Annotated in this window: 17 protein-coding genes; 5 read left to right on the top strand and 12 right to left on the bottom strand. The window is 38.7% G+C overall.

Going from position 1 to position 17,068, the window contains the following annotated elements:
- Nucleotides 1-36 precede the first annotated feature (36 nt).
- Nucleotides 37-984: a class I SAM-dependent methyltransferase gene (locus tag CH377_RS01245; RefSeq protein ID WP_243401922.1), complete on the top strand. Its 948-nt coding sequence runs from the start codon at nucleotides 37-39 to the stop codon at nucleotides 982-984.
- Between the two features lie 3 nt (nucleotides 985-987).
- Here the strand turns inward: CH377_RS01245 and CH377_RS01240 are convergent, their stop codons facing one another.
- From CH377_RS01240 to CH377_RS01200, 9 genes are all read right to left on the bottom strand, one after another.
- Complete coding sequence (locus CH377_RS01240) at nucleotides 988-2,244, bottom strand: NAD(P)-binding protein (protein ID WP_100722026.1); 1,257 nt, start codon at nucleotides 2,242-2,244, stop codon at nucleotides 988-990.
- An 88-nt stretch (nucleotides 2,245-2,332) separates the two neighbouring features.
- Nucleotides 2,333-4,177, bottom strand: coding sequence for an OmpA family protein (locus CH377_RS01235; protein ID WP_100722025.1), 1,845 nt, complete (start codon nucleotides 4,175-4,177; stop codon nucleotides 2,333-2,335).
- Between the two features lie 69 nt (nucleotides 4,178-4,246).
- A complete protein-coding gene (locus CH377_RS01230) occupies nucleotides 4,247-4,564 on the bottom strand; it encodes a hypothetical protein (protein WP_100722024.1) in 318 nt (105 codons plus the stop codon).
- Between the two features lie 61 nt (nucleotides 4,565-4,625).
- Nucleotides 4,626-4,886 carry a hypothetical protein gene (locus CH377_RS01225; protein WP_100722023.1) on the bottom strand — a complete coding sequence of 87 codons (261 nt, stop codon included), beginning with the start codon at nucleotides 4,884-4,886 and terminating at the stop codon, nucleotides 4,626-4,628.
- A gap of 176 nt (nucleotides 4,887-5,062) precedes the next feature.
- Complete coding sequence (locus tag CH377_RS01220; protein ID WP_100722022.1) at nucleotides 5,063-5,572, bottom strand: TIGR04452 family lipoprotein; 510 nt, start codon at nucleotides 5,570-5,572, stop codon at nucleotides 5,063-5,065.
- Nucleotides 5,573-5,738: 166 nt separating this feature from the next.
- Nucleotides 5,739-6,104 carry a DoxX family protein gene (locus tag CH377_RS01215; protein WP_100722021.1) on the bottom strand — a complete coding sequence of 122 codons (366 nt, stop codon included), beginning with the start codon at nucleotides 6,102-6,104 and terminating at the stop codon, nucleotides 5,739-5,741.
- A gap of 293 nt (nucleotides 6,105-6,397) precedes the next feature.
- Nucleotides 6,398-7,633 carry a glycosyltransferase family 4 protein gene (locus CH377_RS01210; RefSeq protein WP_100722020.1) on the bottom strand — a complete coding sequence of 412 codons (1,236 nt, stop codon included), beginning with the start codon at nucleotides 7,631-7,633 and terminating at the stop codon, nucleotides 6,398-6,400.
- Between the two features lie 85 nt (nucleotides 7,634-7,718).
- Nucleotides 7,719-8,780 carry a hypothetical protein gene (locus CH377_RS01205; RefSeq protein ID WP_100722019.1) on the bottom strand — a complete coding sequence of 354 codons (1,062 nt, stop codon included), beginning with the start codon at nucleotides 8,778-8,780 and terminating at the stop codon, nucleotides 7,719-7,721.
- Nucleotides 8,781-8,855: 75 nt separating this feature from the next.
- Complete coding sequence (locus tag CH377_RS01200; RefSeq protein ID WP_100722018.1) at nucleotides 8,856-9,242, bottom strand: YfeK family protein; 387 nt, start codon at nucleotides 9,240-9,242, stop codon at nucleotides 8,856-8,858.
- A gap of 134 nt (nucleotides 9,243-9,376) precedes the next feature.
- Between CH377_RS01200 and CH377_RS01195 the strand changes: the two genes are divergently transcribed.
- Nucleotides 9,377-9,958, top strand: coding sequence for a hypothetical protein (locus CH377_RS01195; protein WP_100722017.1), 582 nt, complete (start codon nucleotides 9,377-9,379; stop codon nucleotides 9,956-9,958).
- 9 nt (nucleotides 9,959-9,967) lie between these two features.
- On the opposite strand, the gene CH377_RS01190 is transcribed toward CH377_RS01195, so the two are convergent.
- From CH377_RS01190 to CH377_RS01175, 3 genes are all read right to left on the bottom strand, one after another.
- Nucleotides 9,968-10,186 carry a hypothetical protein gene (locus CH377_RS01190; protein ID WP_100722016.1) on the bottom strand — a complete coding sequence of 73 codons (219 nt, stop codon included), beginning with the start codon at nucleotides 10,184-10,186 and terminating at the stop codon, nucleotides 9,968-9,970.
- Between the two features lie 94 nt (nucleotides 10,187-10,280).
- Nucleotides 10,281-10,640, bottom strand: a complete 360-nt coding sequence (locus tag CH377_RS01185) for a cereblon family protein (RefSeq protein ID WP_100722015.1) — start codon at nucleotides 10,638-10,640, stop codon at nucleotides 10,281-10,283.
- A 457-nt stretch (nucleotides 10,641-11,097) separates the two neighbouring features.
- Complete coding sequence (locus tag CH377_RS01175; RefSeq protein ID WP_100722013.1) at nucleotides 11,098-11,883, bottom strand: class II glutamine amidotransferase; 786 nt, start codon at nucleotides 11,881-11,883, stop codon at nucleotides 11,098-11,100.
- A 126-nt stretch (nucleotides 11,884-12,009) separates the two neighbouring features.
- On the opposite strand from CH377_RS01175, the gene CH377_RS01170 reads away from it, so the two are divergent.
- The 3 genes from CH377_RS01170 (at nucleotide 12,010) to CH377_RS01160 (ending at nucleotide 17,060) form a co-directional block, all read left to right on the top strand.
- Entirely contained in the window at nucleotides 12,010-13,137 is a 1,128-nt protein-coding gene (locus CH377_RS01170) for a glycosyltransferase (protein ID WP_100722777.1), read from the top strand.
- Nucleotides 13,134-15,896: a DNA polymerase I gene (polA, locus tag CH377_RS01165; RefSeq protein ID WP_100722012.1), complete on the top strand. Its 2,763-nt coding sequence runs from the start codon at nucleotides 13,134-13,136 to the stop codon at nucleotides 15,894-15,896. The genes CH377_RS01170 and polA overlap by 4 nt, the downstream gene beginning before the upstream one ends.
- 117 nt (nucleotides 15,897-16,013) lie before the next feature.
- Nucleotides 16,014-17,060: a Fic family protein gene (locus tag CH377_RS01160; RefSeq protein ID WP_165780438.1), complete on the top strand. Its 1,047-nt coding sequence runs from the start codon at nucleotides 16,014-16,016 to the stop codon at nucleotides 17,058-17,060.
- Nucleotides 17,061-17,068: the final 8 nt, after the last annotated feature.

The following is a 17,068-nucleotide window of genomic DNA, read 5'->3' as shown; positions in this document are numbered from 1 at the left end:
ATAAAGAACGATTCTGGTAGACAGTTTGTAAATTCTATGTCCAATAAAGTTTTGCTTTGGGCAACCGAAGACTTAGGAATCATGGAAGACCTGCCTTATAAAAAAGAAATTTCTCTTCGCCACCATTCTTCTTTTCCTGCAAAGTCTGAGATCTGGCCCAAGGTCAGGTTATTATTCGGAAGAGAAGGAATTCCTACGGATCTTTCTCATCTATATTTGAACGATGAAGGAGAATCCTGGGCCAACCTAGGGTATTGGGAGAATACGAAAGAATACGGTACTGCTTGCGCCAATTTAGCGGAACATTTGGGAACTCTGGCAGGATTGGAACCGGATTCTAAACTTTTAGATCTTGGATTTGGATGCGGAGATCAATTTAAGATTTGGGAAAATACATTTGGAGTAAATGTTTCGAATATTTACGGGATCAATATCTCCAAGATCCAAATTGAATTCGCAAAAAGACGTTATGAGGGTAGGGGCAGCTCTCCCAATTTGATTTTAGGAAGTATAGAAGGTTTAGCAGAATTCGAGGATAAAACCTTTGATGTGGTGCTTGCCTTAGACAGTTTATATTTTATACCGAATCGAAACAGATTGGTTAGCGAAGTTTATAGAATTTTAAAACCGGGAGGAGTATTCGTATCTGCGGAGATATTATTCTCAGATCGAAAAATCTCTTATTGGGAAACTTTCAAAAGAAATTTGATCTCCAAGATGGCCAAAATGTCTTCTGATCTTAAAAAGGTAGAAGGTATCGTCTCAGAATATTCCGCATTAGGATTCAATTTCGAAGTTTTAGAAAGGATAGACCCTTTCGTATTTCCCGGATTTTCCCAATTCATATTAGAAAAAATTAAATCAGAAAAAAAGATCCCTAAAAGACTCGCAGGAAGATACGAGATGTTAGGAGAATACTTCGGCTCGGAAACGATCAAAAAACATTTCGAATATTGGATCTATAAGGTCAGAAAACCTGAGTAAATTTTAAGATCTAAGCGAACCTTCTATCCATCTTTTGACATCCAGAGAAGTGGAAACTCCCGCCTCTAAAAGTGGCATTCCATACTTAGCATAAGAACCGCAGAGCCATACTTTCTTACCTGGGAGTTCTTGTAACTCTTTCAACTCTTCTAGGATCTTTCTGGAAGCAATATCTATTACCGGTCTTTCGAATTTGGATCTACTGATAAAATCTTTTTCATTCGGTTCCACAAGTGGATTCCAAGTTTGGAATACGGCCTTACCTTTCATGGAAGGAAGAACTTTATTCAGAAGAATAGTGGCAGTCGCAGTGGAACTATCTTGTGAAAGCGAAAAACACATAGGCGCCCAATGTCTTTTTTGTTTAGGCATAAATTTTTCGTCCGAGTGGACTACTACTTCGGAAGCTTCGTATTTTAGTTTAGAAAGTAATACCTTCTCTTTTGAATATTCATCAGGAAGAATGGAAATGGCTTGGTTTGCAGGAGCGGCGACAACTACTCTGTCGAAAAGTTCTTCTCCATTTTTAAAAATCAATTTTACTTTATCTTTTTCTAAAACAATTTTTTTAGGATCAGTGCTTAAGCGAACAGAAGAAGTCCTTTTAGAAAGTTTTTCAGTAACGTCTCTGGTCCCTTTTTCAGGAGTTAAAAATCTTAAAAATTTTAAACCGCTGGAATGATAACCGATTACCACTTCTGCAGGATAATTTTTAGCACTTTCAGAAGTACATGTATTGATCGTAGAGAACATAGGGATCAGATACAGATCTTCAAATTCTATCGAATAACCGAATCTACTTAAAAATTCGGAGATAGTAATTTGTTCTCCTTCTAATGATTGGAGTTCTCTTTCTGATTCTTCGTAAAAACGGATCGCATCCGAAAAAATTCGTCTAGAAGTTTTATTGGAAAAACAAACCCAATAAGGTATCGGAACAAAATTGCCTCCGATACCCAAAGTAGAAAAACCGAAGTAAGTGGTGCCGTCTCCGTAGTTTAAGGAAAACGAATAATCCACAGGTCTTACTTCGATCCCCGCTTCTTTGTAAAGATCCAAAAGACAGGGATAATAATTACGTTTGAATGCTCTGAAAGGAACATCCACTCGGATAGAATGTCCGTTGGAGAGAAGATCGGTACCGTGAGCATCCATACCGACCAAAGGATGTTTTTCTATAAGAGAGACTTCATGTTCTTTGCCCAAGTACCAAGATGCGCTTAAGCCGGCGATTCCACTACCGATGACCGCTATTTTCATTCCGGATTAGAATCCTTTTTTAAAACAAAAATACAAGGTAAAACCTGAATTTAAGGAAGGAATGCTACAAAAAAGGAACCGAACGAATTCAGTCTACAATCTGTAACACAACTCTTCTATTCCTTTGACGGTCCGAAGCGTTATCGTTGGAAGAAATTGGTTGGCTGTCTCCAAAACCTTGGGTCCTAACTCTTTCGCCATCGATCCCGTGTTTGGAGATCAAATAATCTGCCACCGCTTTTGCTCTGTTTTCTGAAAGTTCTAGGTTACGCTCTTTTTTGCCTACATTGTCCGTATGGCCTTCGACGGAGATTTTGAGTTTAGGATTCGATTTTAAAAAGTTCGCCAAACGATCTAACTCAGGCTCGGAATCCTTGGAGATCTCGAATTTGTTTGTCTCAAAAAATAGATTGTTCAGAAGGATTTGTCGGCCCACTGCCAGGGCTGGAAGACGAAATTCAACATCTAACTTTGCGTCTTCTTGTTTGGATTCTGTAAGATCTATATTTCTAGAAACGGAAAGATGCCCGGGTTTCTCCGCATAAAAACCGTATTTTTCACCATAAGGAAGGACTAAACTGAAAAAACCGGTTTTAGAATCACTCTTGGCACTTCCCCTTTTTTCCAATCGTGTTAAGGATTCGTAATGTATTTCTGCGCCTAAAGGATTTCCTTCTTCATCCAAAACTTTCCCGTTGATCACCACAACAGGGTTCGGGCGGAAATCACGGGGAAGATAAGCCATGTAAAGTTGGCCTTCTTTACTTACGTAAGCCCAGTCGCTATTTACGGGAATAGAGAAGAAGTTCACACCTTTTAAATTGGCAGAGACCTCGACCGGTTTAGTCCAATTGTCCCAACCTTCTCCGATTCTTTTGGTTACATATACCGAAAGACCCTTATGGCCATCGCTACAGAAATATAAAGTCCTATCATCTCCCGCTAAGAATGGAGCAGTCTCTTCAGAAGCAGTATTTACAATCTCTCCTAAATTTTTACCAAGAGAAAAAGAACCATCCGCTTTTTGAATGCTTACGTATAGATCCAATTTGCCATAAGAATCAGGTTGTTGGACAGAATAGATCAGTATCCTTCCGGAAGAAGAAAGAGTGGATCCGCCGAAAACGGAAGTGTTATTTTTCAAGTATATATTTGAAAAATCGGGAAACTTAATCGCTTTCGGATAAGACCAATTCCCTTTTTCTTTATAACTTTTATATAATGGAACAGTTGCCTTATTTTGGAGCTGAGTGAGTTTGCGAAGATATTCGTAAGCGAGTTGTTCTTCCTTTAAGCGGAATTCCATCTCGTCTCTCGTATTTTTTCTCAGTTCTTCCCTTTTTTCTTGGAACTCGACTTGTATCTTATGAGAAGCTTCGTCATCACCGAAAGAACCAAAAACGAATAATTCATTATTACTTGGGAGGACCGCGATCACTGCAGAGTTCAGATCATTATTCAAAGGAGCAGGCATCTCTTTACCATCTCTCCAGAAACCTTTATCGTCCTTCTCCGCAAACCAAATCCTTTGAGTACCTGACTTACCCTTGCTAGAATACACAGTCCAGAAGATGGATTGCCCATCTGGAGTTACGGTCGGATTAAAAGCGAAGTAACCTCTATTTACGTAATTCGGGATTCTTTTTAAAGTCCAATCCGCAAGACCCTTGGATTCCGAAAAAGGATAGGTCTCATAACGTACTGGGTCGCAATTTTCTCCCCTCATCTGGCAAAGAACACGAATAGTTTGGTTATGAAGTCTGGAAAGTTCGGGGCTTAAATCGTTTGAAAGCACCTGGATGAAATCGTTTCCTGTGCCTAACATTCTACCGAATTGAAGAAGTTTACCCTCCACAATTCTTTCCTCAGCAAGAAGATTTGAAGAGAAAAGAAGAAACATAGAGAAAAGAAAAACGGAAAGAGGACGGTTCATATTATATGTTTCGGAGAATAATATCCGAACCGGAAGAGAGGAAAAGAAAAAATTAAAATAAGGAAGAGATCAGGCGATCCAACCAGGGAAAAACTTCCGGATCAGAAAGAGACCGACCAATAGGATACCAAAGTTTAAAAAAGAAGAAATAAGAATAAAGACAAGCTTAGAAGGTTCTTTGTCTTGAGACTTGCGACGACTTGCAGTAAAAGCCGCTCCAAGGCTCAAAACTAAGCCGGATATAAAGGAAATCTCAGGCAAATCATTCTTATCATAAAGGTAGGAGTTCAAACTTTCGGAGACTACCAACATAACACAAAGAACGATCAAAAAAATAAAACTCCTGATTAACCCTAAGACGTAAAAAGAAGTCAGATTTTTATTCATAAACACCCCGCCTAAAATTTAGACGAGGTAAAAGATTTAACGATTGCTCCGGCCTGTAAACTTAATTGCAGCTGCAGGCGGAACCTTTTCCTCCAATAGATTGAGCATAATTATCAGCGTCAGAAGAATAATCGAATTCTTTCAGAAGACAAACATTAGAGCCTCGAGCAGATTTCATTTGATCCAAAGTACGGGAATCCGCTTCAATCTTACCATCAGCGCAGAAGACGCTATATTTAGTATTTGCTTGAACCTTTGAGGAAGAAAAAGCCAGGCCCAAAATTAAAACGCTTCCGCAGATCGCTATCCATAACTTGAACATAAAAAACTCCAAAAACTGAAAAGGGAGAATACCTTCTTCTGAAATTCTTTCAATAAATTTTTAACTAAAATAAAAGGTAAAAACTGAACTTTTGCGTTCAAAAGAAAACAGATCAATTGTAGAAGGGAATTTTGAACCGGTATAATAATTTTAAAGCCAGTAGTTCAACTTTGGAATTATAGTTTTTCGGTTATAGTCTCGGCAAATTTAGCTTCTTCCGGTTTGCACTCGGTAAAGAATAAAGGAAGGCCTAAAAAAACGGGGGGTGTCGGAACTTGACACTTTGCATACACGCTCCATTCTTTTGCATAAGGAATAAGAGAAGCAGCGTAAGCTCCATATATGAATTCTACACATTGATTGATGGAGGTTTCGGTATAATATTTTCCTTGGCTAAGAGTTGATTTTAGATACGGGTTGATAAAAAGGATGTTCATTAAAGTTAGATCAACTCCGGAAACATTACCGTATGTTCCCCCGCTCGTGCGATCCGAATAACCGTAAGATGAGCAGTCTACAGGTTCATTAGGAATATTTGTCGAAAATGCAAGATTCTGCAATGCATCTTTTATCTTTTTTTGAGCGTCTCCTCCGGAAATTGTCGAAGGTCCTCCAGAATAATTACAGTTAATTATTACGAAAAGAAAGAATAAAACACAAGAGAGATAACTTAATAAATTCTGCATATAAATCCATAATTTCAACTAACGCTGAAATGTCATATTTTTTATGAAGTTATCCCTCACGCCGAAGGGATCAGACACGGATATTGCACAATTTTATCAGATATTTAAGGAATTTTTAAAGTATACTGCGCACAGGAATCGACCGAAGCCGATTCCTTTCTTTTCATTAATACGTAAAAGTATAAGCCCAGTAAATCAGAAGTAACTGCAAAGGAAGCCTTAGAAGTAGAGCCCAGGTAGGAGGATCTTTTCTGGTTCTTGACTGAAAGTGATACACGTTAGCCGGAAACACAGCAATCAAAAGAAGCACCACACCCCATGCCGCTAATGCTTTAGTTTGAGGAAAGAAAAGACCAAGTCCCAAAGCGATCTCGGCGATACCGCTGAGTTGGACCATAAGTTTATGATAAGGAATCCAAGGTGGCATGATCCTCATATAAAATTTAGGGATCACAAAATGAAGAATACCGGCGATCGTATAGATGGTCGCCATGATCCAGAGACTGATAGATTTAGCGTCTAGGTTTTCCATGGAAAACCATGATAAGACAACTATGGTGACAAGGTCTGCCTTTTTTCTCTGTTTTTATTACGAAACCTTCTCTGTCTGGAATGAGAAGACTTATTGGCGATTTTTAGAAAGGTGAGATATTTTTCTCTGGTGACGAAGGGACGGTTTCTTTCTCGATGATCCGTACGAGTGCCGGGAAATTTCAGCATAGGCTTTGCTCCTTGCCGTTAAATTTGCCAGTCATTATAGTAAAGGCGAAGAAAGTACAAGCGAAAAAAAGAATCTTCAAAAAAATTCCGAAAAGATTTAAGGTTCTAACCCCTAACCATCTGTACTTTTAACTTAATCGCTTTCTTAGATCTCGAAGTTTTTTTCTTAGAAAGAGAAAGTTTGGAGTAAGTCATTTCTAAAGAATCGGTAACATCTTCCCAGGTGCAGGAAGCTGCGATCTTTCTTGCAGCAAGGCCAAGTCTAGATGCCAGTTTTTTATTTTCTGCTAAGAGACAAGATTGTTCTATAAATTCTTCTTCTTTGTCGAAACCGCAGAGCAGGGCAGACTTGCCGTGCTTAAGATGTTGGTTCGCGGCCGCGTAATTATAAGCTACGATTGGAAGTCCGGATGCCATTGCTTCTACGATTACGTTTCCGAAAGTTTCTGTTAGGCTTGGGAATAGAAATAGATCTCCGGTCGCATAATGTTCCGCTAATTCTTTTCCTTTTCTCATTCCTCTGAATATAAAATCAGGATTTTCCTTTTGCAGTTTTTCTTTGGAAGGCCCGTCTCCCACTAAGATCAATTTTGCATTCGGAACTCTGGATTGGAGTCTACGGAAGGTTCTTACTAATAGATCCAGATTTTTTTCAGGAGCCAATCTTCCTACGTATAGAACTCCTAGTTCGGAAGGTTTTAATCCCCATTCTGTTTTTAATTTGGAATTCCTACGAGCAGGATGGAATAAATCAGAATCAATTCCTCTGGAAACCACTTGCACATTCGTGTATCCTTGCTCTGTTAACTGCTCTCTGATCTGAGCAGTTGGGACTAATGTCATCTGTGTTCTATTATGTAGTCCTTTTAAGTAATTATGGACCAGTTTTCCTGCGAATCCGAACTTATAGTATTTTGCGTATGCATGGAAGTTTGTTCTAAAATCGCTGATGATCGGAATTCCAACATGTCGCGCCGCTCTTACTGCCGACCAGCCGAGTGGCCCTTCCGTGACCACATGCACTATATCAGGTTTTTCTAATTCGATTAATCTGCGGAGAAGGTATTTTTCGGGAAATCCGAATCTTAGATCTTCGTATAAAGGGATTTTTGCCCCTCTTACAAGTACTTCTCTGTAGTTATTGTTAGCTGTTGCATAATCATTATGGCCTTGTTTTGGACGGACCAGAATGATCTCGTGACCTCTTTGTAAAAGATCGCCCAACATTCTATGAAGCGTCTTGGCGACTCCGTTGATCTCAGGAGGAAATGTTTCGGTCACCACTAAAATTCGAAAGGGACCTGCTTTAGGGTAAGAACTGATATATGTCGATGGAAGCATCGACTTTTGATCATCTTAAATTTTTGTATCTACTCCATGAAGAGAGCATTACTTTTTCGTTACAGGGATTGGACCGAAGTTTAGATTATTGTTCTATTCCGGTAGCGAATGCTTTTCTTAAAAGCCTTCCACAATAGACCGATTCTGCATAAGCTAAACCGGATGTGGAATATCTGGCGATTATTCCATAAGTAGTAACAGTAGGATCTATCCAAGGATAAAATCCGAATTTTCCTGGGCTACTGTATGCAGAATCATTTCCGGAAGAATCTTCTACCCAATGTCCGTAAGAATAATGTACATCTTCCAAAATAAAAGGTGAATACTTTGCTTGGGTCGGGTGTACAGAAGGTAATGTAGGCACAAGATCCGCTCCCAAATAAGTTCGGATCGTTAGATTAGAATTTAATATTCTTCTTAAGAACTGAGCATAAATAGAAGCAGAAGTCCTAACTCCCCCCGCAGGTTGAGGAACTGCATAATCTATTCCGGGATTGGATCCTCCGAATAAAGTGTTTCCTATCTCTGTTGCAAGTTGTGCACGGGTATAATTTGTAAGTGCAGGAGTTAAGCCACTTGGATTCAAAGCAGCATAAGCTTGGAAATGCGCCCCATTATAATAAAAATAATTTAGATCACCTGAATTATAATAGTTATTATTATTTGTTCCATCTCTTCCCGGGCCATTCGTGAAACATGCATTTACCGTAAGAGCTAGATTACATTTATTATCATCCAGATTATCGTAACCGGATCTCATCCTAAGATAAGATTGTTCTATTGTTGTTGGAGTGCCAACCTTCTCCAAAACATAAGCTCCCCAGATCCATTTGGATGCGGAAGCAATCAAAAGAACCGTTGAACCATTCACGGAACCGTTTACGGAAGAATACCCGTAAGCACCGTTTACATCTCCAATCTCCCAATAGAAAGCGCCTAGTTTGGTACAGGTGGAGTTCTTTGTTGCGGTAGCTTCTACAGCGTCTAATTGAGCCTGCTTAGCTGAATCTACGACTGTGAATTCCGATGGAACTGGCATATTCGATAATGCTAATGTAGACATTAGAGAAGAAAGTGGATCTTCGCTAGGTGGAGGTGGGCAGGCAAATAGAAAAGAAACCGGAATAAGATATAAATACTTTCGCATAAAACTCTCTAACTCAATTCGACGCTACCAACCTAGAATAACTGCCGAATTGAGGTGATTTTTCGCTTAGATCGTTTATTTTTTCTTTTTTGGTTTGGTTGCAGGCGGAGGATTGCGAAGTTCAATTAGTTTTTCAGTCAGCCATTTTTCGGATTCTACTTCCTTTCCGTCAGGGAATTTGATCTTGTACGGAGTCCCTGTGATAGAAGACTTGCTTGCTAATCCTTTGATAAAATCTTCGGTGCTGCTTATTTTACTTTTGGCCGCATCATACTTTTTAAGCAAGTGTGCCTTTGCCTCATCCAGCTTATGTTCCGAACCGTTCCGTATAAAAACACAACCTTTGCAAGAATCTAAGGAAGAGACCAATGATTTGATCTCGTCTTCGGGCTCTGCTCCGAAAACAAAACTAGAACTCAAAGTTAAAAAAGTGAATAGTAAAATGGATGAGATTTTATTCATAGATAGTCTGTAGAATTAACGGGCTTGCTCACTTATGGCAACCAAGTATTCGAAATACTATAATTTTCTTAGGTTCCTTTTTTTCGTGACCGTAAAGTTCCACTTTGTGTATTATTCCTAAAAGGAAGACTTGGGTGAAAAAATTCTTTTTATTTTGTATATTCTTCTTTGGACTTATATCCATTCATTCTCAAGAACAGGTAACTGTTTCTCCTGAAACGAAAGATAGATCTCGTTGGGACTTGGTCTGGAGAAGCGCCGTTCTTCCAGGTTGGGGACTTCTTCATGCAAAAGAATACAGAAAAGCAAGATTTACGATGATAGTCACTTCTATCTTAGTTCTTTCTGAATTGAAAGGACATAAGGAAGAAGTCGAAAGAAAACAAGAATTCGAAAACTCTAGAAATCTATTTATTTTGTATTCTAATTTTTATCCTCAGCCCGATCCGGGAATGATTACCTTTTTAGCAAATTACCAACATAGCAAACAAGATGATCTGGAAGGAGTTCGTAGTAGAAATGATCTCAGACTCGCTCTTTTAGGCGCAAAGTATATTTTTCAATTGGCTTATACGTATTGGAGAGGTATCAAATGGGAGGAAGAAGATAACACTTCAGGATTCGATCTGAATATTCGAACGTACGCACAATCGGATGCCAGAGACCAAGTTAGGGATACATTTGGAATGGATTTAAGATATAGATTTAATTTTTAGATTTCTTCCTTATTTCATTCTTTCGTAAAAGTCGGCTAAAACTTTTTTACATTCGTCAGAAAGTCTAGAAGTATCCTGTTTGAGACATTCCATCATCAGGAAAGGGGTATTTGCCTCTGTACATAAGGAAGTTTTTTCCAATTTACAAGGGTCGGCGGATTTAGCTTCCGATTGTATAGAAGATAAGAGTAGAATCGATATGAATAAGAACTTTCTTTGGGTAATCATAAAAAGGAAACTTACAGGAAATTTGTGTATAAGCTGAGGCCAGTTCCTTCCGTTTCAAGTCGATTTTACTCGGTTGAATATTATAAAATTAGAATTAAGAAGTAATTTGTCCGAGGATTAAACCTAAGAAAGAGTCGGAGCCAGAAACAGATTCAAAATTCCAGCCTAAATGAGAACCGCAAGCTGAGCATGATCCTATTCTCCAAGAAAAACCTGGAAACCAAGTATGTTCTGTATACGAATCTTTTTGCCAAGCAATTCCGATCGCCTCTGAGAATGTAAGAATTCTGAATTCTATTCCAAGAGGATTGATAAAATTGTGAATGTATGCACCATCCACGGAAGTTTTCCATTCTTCTTTTGTGATCTTTTCTCCACAAGAAGTGCATAACTTCCAATTTTCGTTTTCGATCCCAGATTCGAGTTTTTTTGGGTCTTGGAAAATGTCAGGCATAGAATTTATTCGATATATAGGAGCATAAAAAAAGAACTCCTAGAATGAAAAGATTCATAAAAATCTGAAAATGAAGGTAATTCGAAAATAGTAGGTCCCATGGAAACGGAAATAATCCTATTCTTCGAAAGCAATATATCGAAATTAATGCATATAATGAATGTGTAAAATAAGAAAGTTTGTCCAGAGGATAATCGTTTAAAACTTCATCGGAAAGCCAAAGAATGGTTCCGAGTATGAGCCAGAGCCCTCCGACGCGAATTCCTTTTCGAAATCCGAAAATCAAACTTCCTGAGACTAAAAATGCAGAAACATGGCAGATCCAAAAATAATTATCCGGTTCTCTCCATAAATAATTCGTGATCAACGTATAGGATAAGAGAAAGATCCCTAAAATTTTTAGATAATTCGGAAATTTCCCAAAAGGGTTCATAAAAAGATAGTAGGCAGACCTATTTTATTTTTCAGGAGAAAATCTTTGCCATTGTTTTCCTTCTTTCCATACCTGAAATTCTCCAGGTAAAAACTGTGTCCAAATTTCGTTTTGGGTCAAAGGGCTTGTGGCTAAAACAGTAACTATATCTTTCGGATTTGTATGTTTACTAAAATCTATGCTCAGATCAGCGTCTATAAGTTTGGCTTCTCCAAATGGAGCATGTCTTGTGATATATACTAGCTTTGTAGAACAATATGCGTATAAGTATTTAGAATCCGAAATTAGGATATTCGAAACTCCCTTTTTTCCGAGTTTGGATAATAGTTTTCGGATTTCTTGGGAGAGAAGAGTTTCGTTTTTAGGTCTGATCTTAAACTTCTTCTTTAATTCTGAAAGTACCCAACAAAAAGCATACTCGCTATCAGTCGTCCCAACAGGTGTAAAATCTTTTAAGGGTTCCTTCTTCACCCCTTTCAATTGTCCATTATGAGCGAATGTCCAATAATAACCCCAAAGTTCCCGGACGAATGGATGTGTATTTTTCAGATCCACCTTACCACGATTTGCCTTTCGGATATGTGATATGACTAAATTACTTTTGATAGGAAATGTGCGGACCAGTTCCGCCAATTGTGAATCAGCGCTTGCCTGAGGATCTTGGAAGACCCTACAACCTTTACCTTCATAAAATGCGATCCCCCATCCATCTTTATGGGGGCCGGTTTTTCCGCCTCTTTGGACAAGACCGGTGAAACTAAAGCATATATCTGTAGGAACATTGGCGCTCATTCCCAAAAGTTCGCACATTCTGGATTCCCTCTGTTATATTAGAATAATTGTCGCTAATACGAATCCTGTTTGTCCAGGACTTTTTTCCTAAAAAGAAATGGCGGAACTCTTGCAGAATTCGAGCCAGAACCCCAATTTGATCGGGTGATTCTTCATATCGACACGGAAACCGGCTGGAGAGGAGGGGAAAGGCAACTTTTTCTTCTCGCAGAAGGTTTAAAAAAACACAAAATCCCTCAGCTCATTCTTTGTAAACCAGGCTCTGCATTAGAGACCAGAGCTAACGATGTTGGACTTCCAACAGTTACTCTTCCCTTAAAAGGAGAATGGGACTTTGGTTCCGTAAAGGCTCTCCAAGAACTCATCGTTTCCAAAGGGATCAAACTCATTCATGCTCATACTGCAAAAGCACATTCTATCGCTTGGATGGCGAAAGCAAAACATCCTAAAGTGAAACTTGTAGTTTCTAGAAGAGTGGATTTTAGGCTTAGAAAGAATTGGTTCAGTAAACGTAAGTATGTTTCTGACAGAGTTGATCTTTACTTAAGTGTTTCGAATCGTATTCGAGAAATTCTGATCATGGATGGAATAGATCCTGCCAAAGTTGTGACGGTATACAGCGGGATCGATTTAGGTGTTTCTAAAAAACCAGGTGACACTTCTTATCTCAGAAAGGAATTCAATCTTTCTAAAGATGAACTGATCATCGGAAATATTGCCGCGTTAGTCGATCATAAGGACCAAAAGACATTACTCGATGCTTTATCTAAGGTAGAAACGGATAAAAAGTATAAGGTCCTGATAGTGGGGGAAGGTGAACTTAGAAAAGAATTAGAACGCACCGCTTCCGAAAAAAAACTTTTGGATAAAGTGATCTTTACAGGGTTTAGGACTGATATCCTCGAGCTTCTTTCCTTATTCGATATCTTCACATTAACCTCAAAAGAAGAAGGACTCGGAACTTCCGTATTAGACGCGATGGCATCCGGATTGCCGATCGTTGCCACAAACGGCGGTGGTATCGCGGAAATGCTTACCGAAGGTAAAGGAGCGTTCGTTTCCGATGTAGGCGATGCTATATCCCTTGCTTCTTCTTATAAAACTCTATTAGAAGATCCTAAAGTTCGAAAATCTATGGGTACATTTAACAAAGAATCCGTAAAAAGGTTCTCTGTTAAAAATACCATCAAGAAAACCGAGTTAGCGTATTATAGTTTATTGGGTGAAGAGATCTACTCTAACTCGAAAGGGAAATCCGGGGAAGCAGCATGAAAAAATTACTCATAGTAGACGGTCACGCATTTGCATTCAGGGCATATTATGCTTTTGCGGCTTCCAATTTGAAAAATTCAAAAACAGGACAACCGAGTGGTGCGGTCTTTGGATTTTTCAGGATGTTATTCAAACTTTTCGAAGATTATGCACCTACTCACGTAGCAATGACATTCGATCCTGGCGGGCCCTTGGAAAGAGGGGCAACATTCGCAGAATATAAGGCAAATCGTAAACCTATGCCGGAAGATCTTCGCCCTCAGTTGAATGAGATTATGGAAACTCTGAAGGTTTTAGGTTTTAGGATCTTAAAGATAGAAAAACATGAGGCAGACGATATCATCGGGACTCTTGCGGAAAATTATAAATCTTCTGCAAAAGAGATCCTGATTTTCTCTGGGGATAAGGACTTATACCAATTATTAGAAAAAAAGAATATTAAAATGCTCCGTGGTAAAAAGGGAGTCACCGAATTTGTGGAAATTGATTCTTCTTGGGTAAAAGAAGAATTAGGTGTGGATGTAAAGCAGATCCCCGATTATATGGGGATAGTTGGAGATACTTCTGATAATATTCCTGGAGTAAAAGGAATTGGTGAGAAAGGTGCTACTAAGCTGATCCAAGAATATAAAAACTTGGAAGGGATCTATAAAAATATAGAAAAGATCAAAAATCCGGGCTTAAAGAACAAACTTATAGAGCATAAAGACAATGCGTTCATGTCCAGACAATTAGCCACGATCAAAAGAGATTTGGATCTTGGTATTAAGGATGATGATCTTAAACTTCCTGATTACGCTTCTGACGAAGGGATCAAATATCTAAAGAATCAAGGATATAATGTTCTATCACGCGACTTGGCGAAGTCTGTAGGAAAAGAACCTCCTAAAGATGAACCGGAAGAATCAACCGCAGGTTCCGTAAAAGGTCCTACTGCTAAGAAAGGAATTTATAAACGAGTAGAGAGTATAGAAGAATTAACCAAACTCGCAAGAGCTTGGAAAAAATCCCCTATCCTTTCCGTAGATACGGAAACCACTTCCCAATACGCTTTTGATGCGGAACTTTTAGGGATTTCTTTGTGTAACCAGGAAGGAACAGGTTTTTATATTCCGGTTTCTCATACACAAGAGGGCTTGTTTACGAATAAGGAACAACTTCTTCCTTTGGACCAAGTTCGTGAAATATTAGGACCTATATTAGCAGATCCGAATATTCCCAAAGTAGGTCAGAATATTAAGTATGATCTGATCGTTTTACAAAACCACGGATTTGAGGTCACAAATATCGTTTTTGATACGATGATCGTGGCTTATATTTTGGCACCTGAAAGCCGCAGATTTAATATGGATGATCTTGCAGAAGATCTTCTGAATTATAAAACGATCACTTATGCCGAACTTGTAGGAACAGGTAAGAACAAAAAAAATCTTTGGGAAGTGGAGCTGGACAAGGTTGCGGAATATGCAGCGGAAGACGCGGATATTACATTAAGATTATATAATGTACTTCGTAAATCTTTGAAACAATCCGGTTTGGAGAATGTATTCAAGGATATCGATTTACCTTTGATTCCGGTTTTAACTCAAATGGAGAAAGCCGGGATCTCAGTAGATTCGAAATATTTTGCAGAACTTTCCAAAGATTTTCAAAGAGAAGTAAAGGATCTGGAAAAAGGGATCTACAGAGCTGCGGGAAAAGAATTCAATATTGCTTCTACAAAAGAACTCCAAAAAATCCTATTCGATGAATTACAGCTTAGGGTTGTTAAAAAGACCCAGACAGGTTACTCCACTGACCACGAAGTTTTGGAAGAATTATTAGGAGAACATCCGATCATTGAAAAACTTTTGGATTATAGAAAATATACAAAATTGATCTCTACTTATGTGGATACACTTCCTAGTATGGCTTCTCCTAAAGACGGAAGAATTCACACCAGCTATAATATGACTATAGCTGCGACTGGAAGACTTTCTTCTACGGATCCGAACTTACAAAATATTCCGATCCGTGAGAAAGAAGGAAGATTGATACGAAAAGGTTTTATCTCAGGTCATAAGGATTTTGAGATCTTAAGTTTGGACTATTCCCAGATAGAACTTAGGATCATGGCACATATCTCAAAAGATCCTGCAATGATGGACGCCTACAAAAAAGGCATCGATATCCATAAAAGAACTGCCGCTGCCATCTACGGAGTTTCCGAAGATCTGGTTAGTCCCGAGATGAGGGATAAGGCAAAAGTAGTTAACTTTTCTGTAATATATGGAGTCACTCCTTATGGGCTTAGTCGTAATCTTAGAATTCCGAGAGACGAAGCAAAAAGTTTTATAGATAGATATCTAACCCAGTATCCTGGTGTCCAAAAGTATATGGACGATACAGTCGCCTTCTGCGAAGAGAAAGGTTATGTAGAAACCATGAAAGGAAGAAGAAGACCTGTTCCGGATATCAATTCCACGCATCGCCAGGCAAAAGAAGGAGCCAAAAGGGTAGCAATCAACACTCCTATCCAAGGAACCTGCGCCGACATGATCAAGATCGCGATGATCCAGATCCAAGACGAGATAGAAAAAAGAAAATGGAAATCCAAACTTCTACTCCAAGTACATGACGAATTGGTATTCGAAGTATATAAATCGGAGAAGGATGAGTTCCTAAAAGTTTGCAAAAGACTGATGGAAGATGCCCTTCCTCTTGATGTTCCAATCAAGGTAGAAGGAAAATTCGGACAAAACTGGGACGAGGCGCATTAAAATACTAAATATTTATATAGTTTTTCTGCTAGATTTTGCACATAAGGGTTGTCATATATCGCATAATTTAATAAAATGCGATATATGCTTCCATTCGACCCGGAAACTCCCTACGATTTGCAGAATTTGCCTCCCGTATTGGATTTTGAATCTAAGGGGTTTTTGAAGCTTATCGCAAAAGCCAGGACGGAACTAGGAGAACTAAAAGGGTTCGCCTCTGCTTTGCCGAACCCGATGTTACTACTTTCTCCTGCTATTATCAAAGAGTCGGTAGCTAGTTCGAATATTGAAAATATCAATACCACTGTATCGAATGTACTGCAGCAGTCCTTATTTCCAGAATATGAAAGAGATGATTATGACAAGGAAGTATTAAGATATAGAAGTGCGGTAGAATTAGGCTTTCATGAATTGAAACGTTTTCCGATCTCAAATAGACTGATTGAAAGAGTTCATAAAGAATTGATGTTCGGAAAGGAATCCGGATTTAGAAAGCTGCAAAATAAAATCATAAATTCGAATACAGGAGAGCCCATATATACTCCTCCGATCGCTTCCAAAATTCCCGACTTAATTTCGAATTTGGAAAAATTTCTAAACGAAGAAAATGACGGGATAGATCCCCTTCTGAAATGTGCGATTTCTCATTACCAGTTCGAAGCGATCCATCCATTTTTAGATGGGAATGGTCGGACAGGACGAATCCTAATGGTTTTGTACTTAATACAGGCAAAGATGCTCTCTCTCCCGATCCTGTATGTAAGCGGTTATATAAATAGTAATAGATCCAGATATTATGAATTACTTGCTGGTGTTTCCTCACAAGGAAATTGGGAGCCATTCTTAGAATTCATGTTAAACGCTTTCTATTTACAGGCTAAGTCTACTAAAGATTTGCTTTTTAAGATAATCGAACTCTATCAAACGTATAAAAAGGAACTCTCTATCGATCGCCCTAAACTGGCAAAAACAGGAATCGTAGAAGCGATGTTTGCTTCTCCTGTACTTTCTCCTGTTAGTTTAGGAGAACGTATAGATGTTCATTATACTACCGCTACTAGATATTTAGAAGAATTGAAGGATGCAAACTATCTAGTAGATATGAATTACGGAAAATACCATTTATTCATTAATAAAGTTTTGTTGGATCTGCTCCAGGAATAAAGCGGATC

It is taken from the genome of Leptospira haakeii (genome assembly GCF_002812045.1).
GTDB lineage: Bacteria > Spirochaetota > Leptospiria > Leptospirales > Leptospiraceae > Leptospira_B > Leptospira_B haakeii.
The sequence above is the reverse complement of the archived record's forward strand: the minus strand, read 5'-3'. Positions and strand labels throughout refer to the sequence as shown.

Coding starts and splice junctions, on each gene's coding strand:
- CH377_RS01245 (WP_243401922.1), top strand. CDS start 37: ATGTCCAATAAAGTTTTGCTTTGGGCAACCGAAGACTTAGGAATCATG.
- CH377_RS01240 (WP_100722026.1), bottom strand. CDS start 2,244: ATGAAAATAGCGGTCATCGGTAGTGGAATCGCCGGCTTAAGCGCATCT.
- CH377_RS01235 (WP_100722025.1), bottom strand. CDS start 4,177: ATGAACCGTCCTCTTTCCGTTTTTCTTTTCTCTATGTTTCTTCTTTTC.
- CH377_RS01230 (WP_100722024.1), bottom strand. CDS start 4,564: ATGAATAAAAATCTGACTTCTTTTTACGTCTTAGGGTTAATCAGGAGT.
- CH377_RS01225 (WP_100722023.1), bottom strand. CDS start 4,886: ATGTTCAAGTTATGGATAGCGATCTGCGGAAGCGTTTTAATTTTGGGC.
- CH377_RS01220 (WP_100722022.1), bottom strand. CDS start 5,572: ATGCAGAATTTATTAAGTTATCTCTCTTGTGTTTTATTCTTTCTTTTC.
- CH377_RS01215 (WP_100722021.1), bottom strand. CDS start 6,104: ATGGAAAACCTAGACGCTAAATCTATCAGTCTCTGGATCATGGCGACC.
- CH377_RS01210 (WP_100722020.1), bottom strand. CDS start 7,633: ATGCTTCCATCGACATATATCAGTTCTTACCCTAAAGCAGGTCCCTTT.
- CH377_RS01205 (WP_100722019.1), bottom strand. CDS start 8,780: ATGCGAAAGTATTTATATCTTATTCCGGTTTCTTTTCTATTTGCCTGC.
- CH377_RS01200 (WP_100722018.1), bottom strand. CDS start 9,242: ATGAATAAAATCTCATCCATTTTACTATTCACTTTTTTAACTTTGAGT.
- CH377_RS01190 (WP_100722016.1), bottom strand. CDS start 10,186: ATGATTACCCAAAGAAAGTTCTTATTCATATCGATTCTACTCTTATCT.
- CH377_RS01185 (WP_100722015.1), bottom strand. CDS start 10,640: ATGCCTGACATTTTCCAAGACCCAAAAAAACTCGAATCTGGGATCGAA.
- CH377_RS01175 (WP_100722013.1), bottom strand. CDS start 11,883: ATGTGCGAACTTTTGGGAATGAGCGCCAATGTTCCTACAGATATATGC.
- polA (WP_100722012.1), top strand. CDS start 13,134: ATGAAAAAATTACTCATAGTAGACGGTCACGCATTTGCATTCAGGGCA.